The 13,429-nt window shown below is 67.7% G+C and carries 14 protein-coding genes; 8 read left to right on the top strand and 6 right to left on the bottom strand.

Going from position 1 to position 13,429, the window contains the following annotated elements:
* Window positions 1-57 precede the first annotated feature (57 nt).
* Genes K7G81_RS11865 through K7G81_RS11835 form a run of 7 tightly spaced genes read left to right on the top strand, consistent with a single transcriptional unit; the run spans window position 58 to window position 6,291 of the window.
* Window positions 58-999: a hypothetical protein gene (locus K7G81_RS11865; protein WP_223031001.1), complete on the top strand. Its 942-nt coding sequence runs from the start codon at window positions 58-60 to the stop codon at window positions 997-999.
* A complete protein-coding gene (gene recQ, locus K7G81_RS11860) occupies window positions 996-2,768 on the top strand; it encodes a DNA helicase RecQ (protein ID WP_223031000.1) in 1,773 nt (590 codons plus the stop codon). The genes K7G81_RS11865 and recQ overlap by 4 nt, the downstream gene beginning before the upstream one ends.
* The gene (locus tag K7G81_RS11855) at window positions 2,765-3,193 is read left to right on the top strand and encodes a protein tyrosine phosphatase family protein (RefSeq protein WP_223030999.1); all 429 of its coding nucleotides are present in this window, start codon (window positions 2,765-2,767) and stop codon (window positions 3,191-3,193) included. The genes recQ and K7G81_RS11855 overlap by 4 nt, the downstream gene beginning before the upstream one ends.
* A 10-nt stretch (window positions 3,194-3,203) precedes the next feature.
* Window positions 3,204-3,605 (top strand): hypothetical protein, encoded by a 402-nt coding sequence (locus K7G81_RS11850; RefSeq protein WP_223030998.1) that lies wholly within the window; start codon window positions 3,204-3,206, stop codon window positions 3,603-3,605.
* A 10-nt stretch (window positions 3,606-3,615) separates the two neighbouring features.
* Window positions 3,616-4,578: a sterol desaturase family protein gene (locus K7G81_RS11845; RefSeq protein WP_223030997.1), complete on the top strand. Its 963-nt coding sequence runs from the start codon at window positions 3,616-3,618 to the stop codon at window positions 4,576-4,578.
* On the top strand, window positions 4,512-6,098 hold the full coding sequence (locus K7G81_RS11840) for a GMC family oxidoreductase (protein WP_223030996.1): 1,587 nt from the start codon (window positions 4,512-4,514) through the stop codon (window positions 6,096-6,098). Before K7G81_RS11845 ends, K7G81_RS11840 begins: the two co-directional genes overlap by 67 nt.
* A gap of 43 nt (window positions 6,099-6,141) precedes the next feature.
* A complete protein-coding gene (locus K7G81_RS11835; protein WP_223030995.1) occupies window positions 6,142-6,291 on the top strand; it encodes a hypothetical protein in 150 nt (49 codons plus the stop codon).
* A gap of 115 nt (window positions 6,292-6,406) precedes the next feature.
* On the opposite strand, the gene K7G81_RS11830 is transcribed toward K7G81_RS11835, so the two are convergent.
* From K7G81_RS11830 to K7G81_RS11820, 3 genes are all read right to left on the bottom strand, one after another.
* The gene (locus tag K7G81_RS11830; protein ID WP_223030994.1) at window positions 6,407-7,744 is read right to left on the bottom strand and encodes an ammonium transporter; all 1,338 of its coding nucleotides are present in this window, start codon (window positions 7,742-7,744) and stop codon (window positions 6,407-6,409) included.
* 16 nt (window positions 7,745-7,760) lie between these two features.
* Window positions 7,761-8,099 carry a P-II family nitrogen regulator gene (locus tag K7G81_RS11825; protein ID WP_223030993.1) on the bottom strand — a complete coding sequence of 113 codons (339 nt, stop codon included), beginning with the start codon at window positions 8,097-8,099 and terminating at the stop codon, window positions 7,761-7,763.
* Window positions 8,100-8,289: 190 nt separating this feature from the next.
* A complete protein-coding gene (locus K7G81_RS11820) occupies window positions 8,290-9,159 on the bottom strand; it encodes a 3-hydroxybutyryl-CoA dehydrogenase (RefSeq protein WP_223031052.1) in 870 nt (289 codons plus the stop codon).
* Window positions 9,160-9,214: 55 nt separating this feature from the next.
* Between K7G81_RS11820 and K7G81_RS11815 the strand changes: the two genes are divergently transcribed.
* Window positions 9,215-10,336, top strand: coding sequence for a DUF1176 domain-containing protein (locus K7G81_RS11815; protein WP_223030992.1), 1,122 nt, complete (start codon window positions 9,215-9,217; stop codon window positions 10,334-10,336).
* A gap of 146 nt (window positions 10,337-10,482) precedes the next feature.
* On the opposite strand, the gene egtD is transcribed toward K7G81_RS11815, so the two are convergent.
* From egtD to K7G81_RS11800, 3 genes are all read right to left on the bottom strand, one after another.
* A complete protein-coding gene (egtD, locus tag K7G81_RS11810) occupies window positions 10,483-11,460 on the bottom strand; it encodes an L-histidine N(alpha)-methyltransferase (RefSeq protein WP_223030991.1) in 978 nt (325 codons plus the stop codon).
* 58 nt (window positions 11,461-11,518) lie between these two features.
* Entirely contained in the window at window positions 11,519-12,778 is a 1,260-nt protein-coding gene (egtB, locus tag K7G81_RS11805) for an ergothioneine biosynthesis protein EgtB (protein ID WP_223030990.1), read from the bottom strand.
* 67 nt (window positions 12,779-12,845) lie between these two features.
* Window positions 12,846-13,406 carry a cob(I)yrinic acid a,c-diamide adenosyltransferase gene (locus tag K7G81_RS11800; protein ID WP_223031051.1) on the bottom strand — a complete coding sequence of 187 codons (561 nt, stop codon included), beginning with the start codon at window positions 13,404-13,406 and terminating at the stop codon, window positions 12,846-12,848.
* Window positions 13,407-13,429 lie beyond the last annotated feature (23 nt).

Here is a 13,429-nt window from a genome sequence, read left to right as displayed (position 1 = left end):
TGGTTCCTTTCGGGCGGGGGCTTGCCCTCGGCGGGCGATCGGACGCAAGAGGAGATCATGCGCCAGCGATCGAAATTCATCCGCCGTGCGGTGGCTTGCCTGTTGGTGGCGGTCGTCGCCGGCGCCGCCGCGCCGCCGCCGCAGACGGCCACGCCCGGCCAGTTCATCGACTGGTCGCGCAAGGACGGGCCGAAGACGATCGCGATCGGCGATACCAAGGCGACGATCAGCGCGGCCCCCTGCGACGACGGCGGCGATGTCGGCGAGGATTGCTATCGCGCCAGCGTGGCCGTCACCAGCGGCGGCCGGCCGTCGATCACGCTGCAGGGCGAGCCGGGAATCGCCTATCGCGTCGCGATCGGGCGGCTGAATGCGGCGGCCCCGGGCGCATCGGTAATGCTCGACAGCTTCACCGGCGGGGCGCATTGCTGCGATGTGTTCGCGATCGCCGAGCCGGCGGGCGACGCCATGCGCATCGTGCCGGTGTCGTGGCAGGCGCCGGGCAGCGACGGCGGCGATCCGCAGACCATGTTCGACACCGGCAGCATCCCCTTTCCCGCCGACCTTTCGGGCGACGGCCATGCCGATATCGTGCTGCGCGACGATCGCTTCCTTTACGAGTTCGCCAGCTATGCCGGCAGCATGGCACCGCCGGTGGTGCTCAGCGTGATCGACGGCAAGACGGTCGATCGCTCGGCCGATCCGGCGTTCGCATCGCTGTTCGCGGACGCCATGCGGCAGGCGAAAACTTATTGCGCGGCGGCGAAATACGAGCGCAACGGGGCATGCGCCGCTTATGTCGCCGATGCCGCGCGGATCGGGCAATTGGATGCGGCGTGGCGCTTCATGCTCACGCATTACGACCGCAAGTCGATCGCGGGGCTGACCCGCTGCACCACCGCCTATGTCGGCGATAGCTGCCCGCACGAGGAGCATTTCGCCGATTATCCCGCCGCGCTGCGCGCCTTCCTGATCCGGACGGGCTATATCGCCGGATGACCGCAGCCGATCCCCGGACAATATTGCGCGAGACGTTCGGCTTTGCCGATTTCCGCGGCGTGCAGGAGCGCGTGGTGCGCCGCGTGCTGGCTGGTGAGCGCACGCTGGCGGTGATGCCGACCGGCGCGGGCAAATCGCTATGCTATCAATTGCCGGCGGTGATGATGGCGGGAACGTGCGTCGTCGTCAGCCCGCTGATCGCGCTGATGCACGATCAGTTGCGCGCGGCCGAGGCGGTGGGCATCCGCGCGGCGACGCTGACCAGCGTCGACGATAATCGCGCCGAGACGATCGCGCGGTTCCGCGATGGCGCGCTCGACCTGCTGTATGTCGCGCCCGAGCGGGCGTCATCGGCGCATTTCCGCGAGCTGCTCGGCCGCGCGCCGCTGTCCTTGTTCGCGATCGACGAAGCGCATTGCGTGTCCGAATGGGGGCATGATTTCCGGCCCGATTACCGGCTGCTGCGGCCGCTGCTCGACAGCTTTCCGCAAGTGCCGCGCCTCGCGCTGACCGCGACCGCCGACGCGCATACGCGCGCCGACGTGCTGGAGCAGCTCGGCATTCCGCAGGACGGGCTGATCGTCGCCGGATTCGATCGGCCCAACATCCGCTATGCGATCAGCCCCAAGGCAGGGACGACGCAGCAGATCGCCGATCTGATCCGCGCCACGCCCGGCCCCGGCATCGTCTATGCGCCGACCCGCGCGGCGACCGAGAAACTGGCCGAGGCGCTCGCGCGAACCGGGCGGCCGACGCGAGCCTATCATGCCGGGCTCGATGCCGGCATTCGCGCGAAGAACCAGGCCGATTTCGTCGCCTCCGAGGATATGGTGATCTGCGCGACGGTGGCGTTCGGGATGGGGATCGACAAGCCCGACGTGCGCTTCGTGGCGCATGCCGCTTTGCCCAAATCGATCGAGGGCTATTATCAGGAAACCGGCCGCGCGGGGCGCGACGGCGATCCGGCGGTGGCGCATCTGTTCTGGGGGGCGGAGGATTTCGCCAAGGCACGGCAGCGGATCGGCGAGGTCGAGCCCGAGCGACAGGCGGGCGAACGCGCGCGCTTGACCGCGCTGGGCGCGCTGGTCGAGACGGCGGGATGCCGGCGCGCGATCCTGCTCAGGCATTTCGGCGAGGATCCGCCCGAGCGATGCGGCAATTGCGACAATTGCCTCAACCCGCCCGCCGCGATCGACGCGACCGAGACGGCGCGCAAATTCCTGTCCGCCGTGTTCCGCACCGGGCAGATGTTCGGGGTGGGCTATATCGAAGAGGTGCTGACCGGGCGATCGAGCGAGCGCAGCCTGATGAACGGGCACGAGCGGCTGTCGGTGTGGGGAATCGTCGAAGGTGAGGAGACCGCGCTGCTCAAGCCGGTGGCGCGGGCGCTGCTGCTGCGCGACGCGTTGCGCACCAATGCGCATGGCGGGCTGGAGTTCGGCCCCGGCGCGCGCGCGCTGATCAAGGGCGAGGCCGAATTGCGGCTGGTGCTGCCGCCGAAGCGCGAGCGCCGGCGACGCGGCGGCTCGGGAGCGACAGCCAATCCGGTCGGCGATCCGCTGTTCGAGGCGCTGCGCGAGAAGCGCCGCGACCTCGCTCGCGAGGCGCAGGTGCCGCCCTATATTGTCTTCGCCGACGCGGTGCTGCGCGAGATGGCGACGCTGAAACCGGCCAGTCTGGCACAGATGAGCAATATTTCGGGTGTTGGCGCGAAGAAGCTGGAGGCCTATGGCGACGCTTTCCTGCAAGTGATCCGAGACGCGGCATGATGGACATTCGAAAGATCGACGACACGATTTCGGTCTCCCCGCAGATCGATCCGGCCGATGTTACCGAAGCCGCGCGGCAGGGCTTCGCGGCGATCATCAACAACCGGCCCGATCATGAGGAAGCCGGCCAGCCCGAAGGTGAGCCGATCCAGCGCGTCGCCGATACGCGGGGCCTCGCTTACACAGCGATTCCCGTCTCGGGCGGCTTCTCGCATGAACAGATCGATGCGATGCGCGCGGCGCTGGATGCCGCGAAGGGCCCGGTGCTCGCTTTCTGCCGCACCGGCACGCGCTCGACCAATTTGTGGGCGCTGGCCGAAGCCAAGGCGGGCGGCGATCCCGACGCGATCGTCGCCAAGGCGGCCGCCGCGGGCTACGACCTCGCCGGCCTGCGGCCGACGCTAGAGGCGCTGGCGAAGGCTTGAGCGCATTCCCATGACCTGGCTGCAACTGGCGGGCTCGCTCGCCGCGATCCTGATTCTCGCCGGGCTGGCCTGGCTGCTCAAGCTCGGCCGCGCCGGGCATGAAGGCACGATCGACGAGCCCGATCAAGCCGCCGAGGCCGCCGAGCAATCGCTTGCCGGGTTCCGCACGATCGGCGCGTTGGTGGGCGACGATCGCGCCGCCGCGCTGGTCGCGGGCGAGCATGGCCGCGTTGCCGTCATCAAGCGCCACGGCGCGCGGCTGGCGGTGCGCGAGGTGCGCTGGGAGCAGGTCCGCGCCACCCATGAAGGCATGCTGGTCGAAACCGGCGACCGGCGGTTCGGCGCGGTGACCGTCACCGGCATCAATGTGCTCGATGTGAGACGGCTGGCGCCCTCGCTGACATCAGTGTAAACAAGCGGGCATGGAATTGCCCGATCCGGTCACTTACGCGATTCCCGCTTTCGTGCTGCTGGTGGCGGCCGAGATGCTGGTCGCGTGGGCGAAGGACCGGCGGCGCTACGAACCCAAGGACACGCTGACCTCGCTGGCGCTCGGCACCGGCAGCACGGTGGCCGGGGTGATTACCGGCGGCGCGGTGTTCGCACTGGCGATGTGGGTGTGGCAATTCCGCCTGTTCAATATCGGCTGGCAATGGTGGTGGTTCGTCGTCGCGTTCGTGCTCGACGATTTCGCTTATTACCTGTTTCATCGCTCGGCGCACCGCGTGCGGTGGTTCTGGGCGAGCCACGTCATCCACCATTCGAGCCAGCATTATAACCTGTCGACCGCGCTGCGGCAGACCTGGACCGGGTTCATCAGCCTCGCCTTCCTGTTCCGCCTGCCGCTATTCCTGATCGGCTTTCCGCCGGCGATGATCTTCTTCGTCGCAGGCGTGAACCTGATCTACCAGTTCTGGATCCATACCGAGGTGATCGGTCGCATGCCGCGCTGGTTCGAAGCGGTGATGAACACGCCCTCTCACCACCGCGTCCACCACGCCACCAACGCGCGCTATCTGGACCGCAATTATGCCGGGGTATTCATCGTCTGGGACAAGCTGCTGGGCACCTTCGAGCCCGAGCGCGACGATGACGCGCCGCGCTATGGCATTGTCAAGAACCTCGGCAGCTTCAACCTGATCTGGGCGGCGGTGCACGAATGGGTGGGGATCGCCAGGGACGTCTGGACGGCACCGGGAATCGCCAACAAGATCAACTACATGATCCGCGAGCCGGGCTGGAGCCATGACGGCAGCCGCGACACGAGCGCAACGATACGAGCACGCTGGCAGCAGCGGCTGGAATTAGGAGAGCATGCGTGGAAGAAGCCGACATCGTCGTCGTCGGAGGCGGATCGGGAGGCAGCGCCGCCGCGGGCCGCCTGAGCGAAGGCGGGAAATATATTGTCGCATTGCTGGAAGCAGGCGGGCCGAACCGATCGATCCGCACGCATTGCCCCGGCTTCATGGCGTTCCAGACGCCGGCGACCAATTACCAGTTCGAAACGGTGCCCCAGCCCGGGCTCGGCGGGCGGCGCGGCTATCAGCCGCGGGGCAAGGGGATGGGCGGATCGTCGGCGATCAACGCGATGCTCTATATCCGCGGCAATCCGTGGGATTACGACAATTGGCAGCGGCTCGGCGCGAGCGGCTGGGGGTGGCGCGACGTGCTGCCCTATTTCATCCGATCCGAGCATAACGAACGCGGCGGGGATGCGTATCACGGCGCCAACGGGCCGCTGTGGGTCAGCGACCAGAAATGGGCGAACCAGGGCGGCCGCGATTTCATCGAGGCGGGGCGGCAACTCCAGATCCCCGAGAATGACGATTTCAACGGCGCGCGACAGGAAGGGCTCGGTCTCTATCAGGTGACGCAGAAAGGCGGTGAGCGCTGGACCGCGGCGCGCGCCTATCTGGGCGACGGCAAGCCGCCCGCCAACGTCAACATCATGACCGACGTGCTGGCGGAGCGCGTGCTGTTCGACGACGGCCGCGCGTGGGGCGTCGCTTATGCGCGCGGCGGCCAGGCGCACGTCATCCGCGCGCGGCGCGCGGTCGTGCTGGCGGGCGGGGTGTTCGGCACGCCGCAATTGCTGATGCTGTCGGGCGTCGGGCCAGGCGCGCATCTTGCCGAACATGGCATTCCGGTGCGGCTCGAGCGCGACGGCGTGGGCAAGAACCTGCAGGACCATATCGATTACGTCGCGAGCTTCGAAACGCCGGGGAAGGATTTCATGGGGCGCTCGCTGGCCGGCACCGTCGGCGTCGCCAGGGCGATCGGGCGCTGGATCAAGTCGCGATCGGGCATGATGACGACGCCTTATGCCGAGGCCGGCGGCTTCCTGACGGTGATGCCCGACAGCCCGGCGCCCGACGTACAGTTCCACTTCGTCATCGCCCCGCTGGAAGATCATGGCCGCGCGCCGGTCAAGGCGCATGGTTATTCGTGCCACGTCTGCGTGCTCAGGCCCGAAAGCCATGGCACGGTGACGCTGGCCTCGAACGACCCACGCGCGGCGCCGCTGATCGATCCGGGATTCCTGACCGACGATCGCGATATGGCGGTGCTCAAGGCAGGCGTGCGGGCGATGTATCGCATCCTCGAGACGCCGCCGATGACGCGGCACCAGGGGCGCGACCGCTATCCGATCGACCTTGCCGACGATGCCGCGCTCGAGCGGCTGATCCGGGCGCGAGCGGACACAGTCTACCACCCCGTCGGCACGGCGCGGATGGGATCGGACGAGGAGGCGGTGTGCGACCCGCATCTGCGGGTGCGCGGGATCGACGGGCTGTATGTCGCCGATGCCTCGGTGATGCCCAAACTGGTTTCGGGCAACACCAATGCGCCGTCGATCATGATCGGCGAGCGCTGCGCCGATTTCGTCCGCGCCGATCTGGGCTGAGCCGAGCAAGGCGCGGTTCAGGTCGACCGGCTAGACCGCGCCGATGGACCGCAAGACCCTGAACCGCGTCGGCATCGCCGCGCTTATCCTGCTCGCGCCGGGCGGGTTCGTGCTCGGCGCCAGCCTTGCCGCGCGGGCGTGGCGCAAGCGCCAGGCGGGCGAGCCCCCTGCCCCCGGCGCCGAGCAACCGTGACGATTGCGGACCGGGCCGCATAAAAATCGGCCGGTGCGTCGCCGCACCGGCCTTAGGTGGTCCGCAGGAGGAACCTCAGGTGGAGCGCCGCCGTCGCGTCGGCGCCCCGATCTCGTCAATAATTGTACGCACGCTCGCCATGCTCGCCGAGGTCGAGGCCTTCGCGCTCGACTTCGGGGCTGACGCGCAGGCCGGTAACCAGCTTGGCGATGAAGATCGCGATCGCGGTGCCGACCGCGGCCCAGACGATCGTCGTCACCACGGTCTGCAACTGCACCCAGAGCTGATGGCCCATCTGCCAATCGGCGCCGCCCGGGCCGCCGAGATAGGGTGCATAGACCACGCCGGTGCCGAGCGCGCCGATCATCCCGCCGATGCCGTGGACGCCGAACGCGTCGAGCGCATCGTCATAGCCGAGCTTCGGCTTCACCACCGAGACGGCATAGTAGCAGATGATGCTGGCGATCGCGCCGAGCACGATCGCACCGAACGGGCCCGAATTGCCCGCCGCCGGCGTCACAGCGACGAGGCCGGCGATGATGCCCGAGCAGAAGCCCAGCGCCGAGCCCTTGTGGCCGTTGACCCGTTCGGCAAGCATCCAGAACAGACCGGCCGACGCGGTGGCGACGAAGGTGTTGATCATGGCCAGCGCGGCCGAGCCATTGGCTTCGAGCGCCGAACCGGCGTTGAAGCCGAACCAGCCGACCCACAGCAGGCCGGTGCCGATCCCGGTCATCGTCAGCGAGTGCGGCGCCATATATTCGGTCGGGTAGCCGATCCGCTTACCGAGGATCAGCGCGGCGACCAGCGCCGAGACGCCGGCATTGATGTGCACCACGGTGCCGCCGGCGAAATCGAGCGCGCCCTTGGTGAAGAACAGGCCGTTGCCCGCCCACACCATGTGCGCGACCGGGAAATAGACGATCGTCAGCCAGACCAGGGCGAAGACCATCGCAGCGGAGAATTTCATCCGCTCGACGACCGACCCCAGCACCAGCGCGACGGTGATCGCGGCGAAGGTCATCTGGAAGCAGATGAAGACATATTCGGGGATCGCGACGCCTTCGGTGAAGGTCGCCGCCGTGCTTGCCGGCGTCACGCCCGCAAGAAACGCCTTGCCGAATCCGGCGATGATCGCGTTGCCGCCGTCACCGAACGCTTCGGTATAGCCCCACATCACCCAGATCAGCATCGCGAAGGCCGCGATCGCGCCGATCTGCGTCATCACCGACAGCATGTTCTTGGTGCGCACCAGGCCGCCGTAGAACAGCGCGAGGCCGGGGACGATCATCATCAGCACGAGGATCGTCGAGGTCATCATCCAGGCGGTGTCGCCCTTGTCGACCGTCGGTGCCGCGGCAGCCGCGGCGTCCTGCGCCCAGGCGGGCACGGTAGCGAAGAGCGCGAGGCCGGTCGCGGCGGTGGCGCTGGAAAGTCGGGTCAATAGCGTCATCTGTTCCCCCCTCAGCTCAAATTGCGTTATTGTCGGTTTCGCCGGTGCGGATGCGCACCGCCTCGCCGACGTCGAGGACGAAGATCTTGCCGTCGCCGATCGCGCCGGTGTTGGCCGAGGACTGGATCGCCTCGACGACACGCGGCGCCAGGCTGGAATCGCAGACGATCTCGATCTTGATCTTGGGCACCATGTTGGTGCTGTATTCGGCACCCCGGTAGATCTCGGTCTGCCCCTTTTGCCGACCGAAGCCCTTGACCTCGGTGACCGTCATGCCGGCGACGCCGACCTCGGTCAGCGCTTCACGCACCTCGTCGAGCTTGAACGGTTTGATAATCGCGATGATCAGCTTCATGCGCGCCCCCTTGCTAAGTGCAAATGCGAACGACGCAAGGCGCGTGCCAAACAAGAAACGGCGCAGAAACGCGCCGCTTCACGACAGCAAATATTAGCGAAGGGTAAAAATTTGTGCAGCCGCGAATGTCTGCCCAAATTTTGGGCAGACGATATGCCGGAACACGCGCGGCGTGACGACTGTCGGCCGCCTACCGTGTCGGGACGGGTTCCTCGCCGGTGTAATCGTAGAAGCCGCGCCTGGTCTTGCGGCCGTACCAGCCGGCTTCGACATATTTGACCAGCAGGGGCGCGGGGCGGAACTTGGGATCGCCGGTGCCTTCGAACAGCACGCGGGTGATCTCCAGGCAGGTGTCGAGCCCGATGAAATCGGCGAGCGTGAACGGGCCCATCGGATGATTGAGGCCAAGCTGGCAGGCGGCGTCGATATCCGGGATCGTCGCCACCCCCTCGCCGAGCGCGAAGCACGCCTCGTTGAGCATCGGCATCAGCACGCGATTGACGATGAAGCCGGGCGCATCGTTGGCGTGGACGACGCGCTTGCCGAGCTTTTGTGCATAAGCCTCGACCGCGGCGACCGTCGCGTCCGAGGTGGCGAGGCCGCGGATCAGCTCGATCAGCCCCATGACGGGAACCGGATTGAAAAAATGCACCCCGACGAAGCGCGCCGGATCGGGCGTCGCCTGGGCGAGCCGGGTGATCGGGATCGACGAGGTGTTCGAGGCGAGGATGGCATCCTCGCGCAGCACCTTGCCGACATCGGCGAAGATCGCGCGCTTGATCTCCTCGCGCTCGGTCGCGGCCTCGATGACGAGATCGCACGGCGCCATCGCGGACACGTCGCCGACGCATTCGATGCGCCTGAGCGTGGCGTCGCGCGTCGCGGCGTCGATCTTCTCCTTTTCGACCGCGCGGGCGAGCTGCTTGGCGATCCCCGCCTTGCCGGCCTCGGCGCGCTCGTAGGAGACGTCGCCGAGCAGCACGCGATAGCCCGCCGCGGCCGAAACCTGGGCGATGCCCGCGCCCATCTGGCCAGCGCCGATCACGCCAACAATCTGCATCATTTCTCTCCGTCGATTGGGTTTCGGTGCGCCGCGTAGCACGTTAGGATGGGCTATGCACCGATCGATCCTGCTCGCCGCTCCGCTGGCGCTCGCCGCCTGCTCGTCCTCGACGCCCGAGGGCAATGCCGCGGCGGCCCCGGCGCCGAGCGCGACTGCCGCCGCCGCGCCCGATGCGGTCGCCGCTGCCGCGCCGGCCGACACGCATAGCGCGCCCAAGCCCGGCGCGCTCAAGACCTTCGGCGACTGGGCGGTCGGCTGCGACAACGTCAATAACTGCGAGATGGCCTCGCTCGGCCCCGATGGCGGCGACTTTCCGGCGATCAACATGATGGTTTCGCGCGCTGCCGGGCCGCAGGGCGGCATTACCGTGACGCTGCTGCCCAATGACGGGCTGGCGCCCAAGGCAACCCCCGCGGCGGTGGCGGTCGATGGCCATGCGATCGGCGGCAGCTTCGCCGCGGGTGACACGCCGGAAGCCACCGGCGACGCGGCGATGGCAATCGCATCGGCGATGGCCAACGCGCACACGCTCGATATCCGCGACGCCGGCGGCAAGACGCTGGCGACGCTGTCGCTCAAGGGCGCTTCGGCTGCGCTGCGCTATATCGATGCGCAGCAGGGCCGCGCCGGGACGACGACGGCGATCGTCGCCACCGGCGACAAGCCCGCCACCGCCGTTCCTGCCGCGCCGGCAGCGCCGCAGATCATTGCGCTGACGCCCGCCGGCACGCCGTTCACGCCCGACGCAGCGGCGATCGCCGCGATGAAGAAACAGGCCGACTGCGACGACAGCGCAGAAGGCGATGTCGAGACGCGGGCGCTGGGCGGCGGCGCGACCGTCGTGCTGGTGCCGTGTGGATCGGGCGCGTACAACGTCATCTCGGCGGTGTTCGTCGCGCGCGACGGCAAGGTAGCGCCGGCGAAGATGGACGCCGTATCGGGGTTCACCGAGGATGGCGAACCCGAAGCGGTGCCCTCGATCGTCACCGGCGATTTCGACAAGGGCGTGCTGACCAGCTACGCCCGGGGCCGCGGGCTCGGCGATTGCGGCGTGATCCAGAACTTCGTGTGGGACGGCACGATGTTCCGCCTGAGCGAGCAGCAGGAAATGGGCGAATGCCGCGGCGATCCCAATTATATCACGACGTGGACGGCGAACGTCTCGCGGCGCTGACATGACGGGAATCGACGTTCGCGGCGTCAGGATCGACCCCTAGCCGGCGACCTTGTTTCGAGGGCCGTGCTGCTCCATCGCCGCCGCGCGCGCGGCGGTTGAGAGGCGCTATGGATGCTGAACCAAGTTCAGCATGACGATGTTTATTACGGCGCCGGGCGTTCCTCCTGCGCTTCGGCGAGGTAGAGCGCGAAGCGGTCTTTCGCGTCGGTCCATTCGGCGATCGGGGTCCAGCCGCCCGAGCGCAACAGGATGCGCGCGTCGCGGGGGCCGTATTTATGGCTGTTTTCGGTGTGGATCGTCTCGCCCTCGGCAATCGAGAAAGCGCGGCCGTCGACCGTGAAATCGGCCTTCTCGGTCGCTTCGAGGTGCATCTCGATCCGCGCGCGGTCGTCGTTCCAGATCGCGCGGTGGCGGAAAGCCTCCAGCGGGATCGTGCCGTCGAGCTCGCGATTGATGCGATCGAGCAGGTTCATGTTGAACGCGGCCGTCACGCCGGCGGCGTCGTCATAGGCAGGCACGAGCACGCCCGGATCCTTGATCCGGTCCATGCCGATCAGCAGCATCGCGCCGACGCCGAGCGAGGCCCGCATTGTCCGCAACAGATCGACCGCCATCAGCGGGATCATGTTGCCGATCGTCGAACCGGGGAAGAAGCCGAGCTTGGGCGTGTCGACGATCGTGCGCGGCAAGGTGAGCGGGCGCATGAAATCAGCCTCGAACGGGAGGACGAGGAGATCGGGGAAAGCGTGGCTCAGCTGCTTCGACGAGGCGCGCAGGAAATCGCCCGAAATGTCGATCGGCACATAGGCGGAGGGCGATGCCGCGCGCAGCAGGATCGGCGTCTTGGTCGACGAGCCCGAGCCGAACTCGACCACCGCGCGGCCCGTGCCGGCGATCTCGGCGACCTCGGGACAGGCTTGTTCGAGAATCGCCATCTCGGTGCGCGTGGGATAATATTCGGGCAGCTCGGTGATCTGCTCGAACAGCTCCGAGCCGCGCCGGTCGTAGAACCAGCGCGCCGGGATCGCGCGCGGGCGGCGCGCGAGCCCGTTCAGCACATCGGCGCGGAAATGCGGGTCGGCGAGGCTGGTCTGGCCGTCTTCGGCTTCCTGCTTGAGCATCGATAATCTCCGTTTGCAGTGCCGGCCCGCTCCACACGAGCAGGCCGATGCCACTCCATCAAAGGTCCTTGGCGAGGCGTACGCCGGTGAACTGCCAGCGCTGGTGCGGATAGAAGAAGTTGCGATAGCTGGCGCGGACGTGCCCGCGCGGCGTGGCGCAGGAGCCGCCCTTGAGGACGAACTGCCCGCTCATGAACTTGCCGTTATATTCGCCGACCGCGCCTTCGGCGGGGCGGAAGCCGGGATAGGGGCGATAGGCGCTGCCGGTCCATTCCCAGACGTTGCCGAACAGCGCGGGCGCGTCACGCGCCGGCCGCGGCTCGACCGCCCGGGCGGCATCGAGCTGGTTGCCGGCTTCGGGATCGTGGCCGGCGGCCGCGGCTTCCCATTCGGCCTCGGTCGGCAGGCGCGCGCCGGCCCAGCCGGCATAGGCATCCGCCTCGAAGAAGCTGACATGGGTGACGGGCGCGGCGGGATCGATCGCGCGGCGGCCGTCCAGCCCGAAGCGGGTCCAGCCCTTCGCCTCCTTCTCCCAGTAAAGCGGGGCGCAGACACCCTCGCGCTGCACCCAGGACCAGCCGTCGGACAGCCAGTGGCGCGGATCGGCATAGCCGCCATCCTCGATGAACGCGATCCATTCGCCGTTGGTGACGGTACGGTCGGCGACCGCATGGGGGTGAAGCAGGGCGGCATGGCGCGGGCCTTCGCAATCGAAGGCGAAGCCGGTGCCGTCATGCCCGAGCTCGATCGTCCCGCCGGAATGCTCGATCCAGCCGATGTCGCCGGGCATCTCGACCGGCACCTTGCGCTCGGGCGGCCAGATCGCCGGCTCGATCGGGTTGCGGCTGAACAGGTGGAGGATATCGGTGAGCAGCAGTTCCTGATGCTGTTCCTCGTGATGGCAGCCGAGCTCGACCAGCGCCAGCGCAGCGGGCGGCAGATCGCGGAGCGCCGGGACCAGCGCCTGATCGACATGGTGGCGATAGGCGCTGACCTCATCGAGGCTCGGCCGCGTTACCATGCCGCGATGATGGCGCGCGTGGCGCCGCCCCTCGGCCTCGTAATAACTGTTGAACAGGAACGGAAATCGCTCGTCATACAAGCGATAGCCGGGGACGTGATCGCGCAGCACGAAGGTTTCGAAGAACCAGGTGGTGTGCGCGAGGTGCCATTTCGCCGGCGAGGCGTCTTCCATCGACTGCACCGTGGCATCGGCATCGCTGAGCCGGCCGGCGAGCGCGAGCGTCAGCCCGCGCACCGCCGAAAAGCGGCCGGACAGCGCGGAAAGGTCGCCGTTCGTGGCTCGGTTGGGTTGCATCGTCGGCCTCTCCTTGTCGAGGCGACGGCCTCTCGACCGCCCGTTCGGCGCACCAAACTGATCGCGATTAGCCCGCGGGCGTGCGCGTCACCCCCGGTTGCCATAGAACGTCGCCAGTGCCGCTTTTGTTCACATGCCGCGCGGCGACGAAGAGAAGATCGGAAAGGCGATTGAGATATGCAAGCACCGCGTCGCTCGCCGGCCCGGCCGCGACCGCCGATCGCTCCGCGCGACGCGTGATCGCGCGCGCGAGATGCAACGCCGCTGCGGCCGGATCGCCGCCGGGCAGGATGAAACTTTCCAGCGGATCGAGATCGGCGTTGAGCCGGTCGATCGCCGCCTCCAGCCGGGCAACCTGATCGGCGGTGATGCGCAGCGCGCCGTCGATGCCCTGGGGCGTCGCGAGATCGGCGCCGAGATCGAACAATTCGTTCTGGATCAGGCCGAGATCGGCGGCGAGCGGCGCGCCACCGAGCGCGGCGATGGCGACGCCGATCGCGCTGTTCGCTTCATCGACGTCACCGATCGCGACCATCAGCGGATCGGCCTTGGACACGCGGCTGCCGTCGACCAGCCCGGTGGTGCCGGCGTCGCCGGTGCGCGTGTAGATCTTGTTGAGCTTGACCAGTTTCCTGCTCCCTCGGGATTGCC

The organism is Hephaestia mangrovi (assembly GCF_019880555.1).
In the GTDB taxonomy this organism is placed as follows: domain Bacteria; phylum Pseudomonadota; class Alphaproteobacteria; order Sphingomonadales; family Sphingomonadaceae; genus Sphingomonas; species Sphingomonas mangrovi.
Note: the sequence above shows the minus strand (reverse complement) of the source record. Positions and strands in the feature narration are given on the sequence as shown.

What these genes read in the sequence shown, in the direction of transcription:
- K7G81_RS11865 (WP_223031001.1), top strand. Translation starts at nt 58, where the DNA reads ATGCGCCAGCGATCGAAATTCATCCGCCGTGCGGTGGCTTGCCTGTTG.
- recQ (WP_223031000.1), top strand. Translation starts at nt 996, where the DNA reads ATGACCGCAGCCGATCCCCGGACAATATTGCGCGAGACGTTCGGCTTT.
- K7G81_RS11855 (WP_223030999.1), top strand. Translation starts at nt 2,765, where the DNA reads ATGATGGACATTCGAAAGATCGACGACACGATTTCGGTCTCCCCGCAG.
- K7G81_RS11850 (WP_223030998.1), top strand. Translation starts at nt 3,204, where the DNA reads ATGACCTGGCTGCAACTGGCGGGCTCGCTCGCCGCGATCCTGATTCTC.
- K7G81_RS11845 (WP_223030997.1), top strand. Translation starts at nt 3,616, where the DNA reads ATGGAATTGCCCGATCCGGTCACTTACGCGATTCCCGCTTTCGTGCTG.
- K7G81_RS11835 (WP_223030995.1), top strand. Translation starts at nt 6,142, where the DNA reads ATGGACCGCAAGACCCTGAACCGCGTCGGCATCGCCGCGCTTATCCTG.
- K7G81_RS11830 (WP_223030994.1), bottom strand. Translation starts at nt 7,744, where the DNA reads ATGACGCTATTGACCCGACTTTCCAGCGCCACCGCCGCGACCGGCCTC.
- K7G81_RS11825 (WP_223030993.1), bottom strand. Translation starts at nt 8,099, where the DNA reads ATGAAGCTGATCATCGCGATTATCAAACCGTTCAAGCTCGACGAGGTG.
- K7G81_RS11820 (WP_223031052.1), bottom strand. Translation starts at nt 9,159, where the DNA reads ATGCAGATTGTTGGCGTGATCGGCGCTGGCCAGATGGGCGCGGGCATC.
- K7G81_RS11815 (WP_223030992.1), top strand. Translation starts at nt 9,215, where the DNA reads ATGCACCGATCGATCCTGCTCGCCGCTCCGCTGGCGCTCGCCGCCTGC.
- egtD (WP_223030991.1), bottom strand. Translation starts at nt 11,460, where the DNA reads ATGCTCAAGCAGGAAGCCGAAGACGGCCAGACCAGCCTCGCCGACCCG.
- egtB (WP_223030990.1), bottom strand. Translation starts at nt 12,778, where the DNA reads ATGCAACCCAACCGAGCCACGAACGGCGACCTTTCCGCGCTGTCCGGC.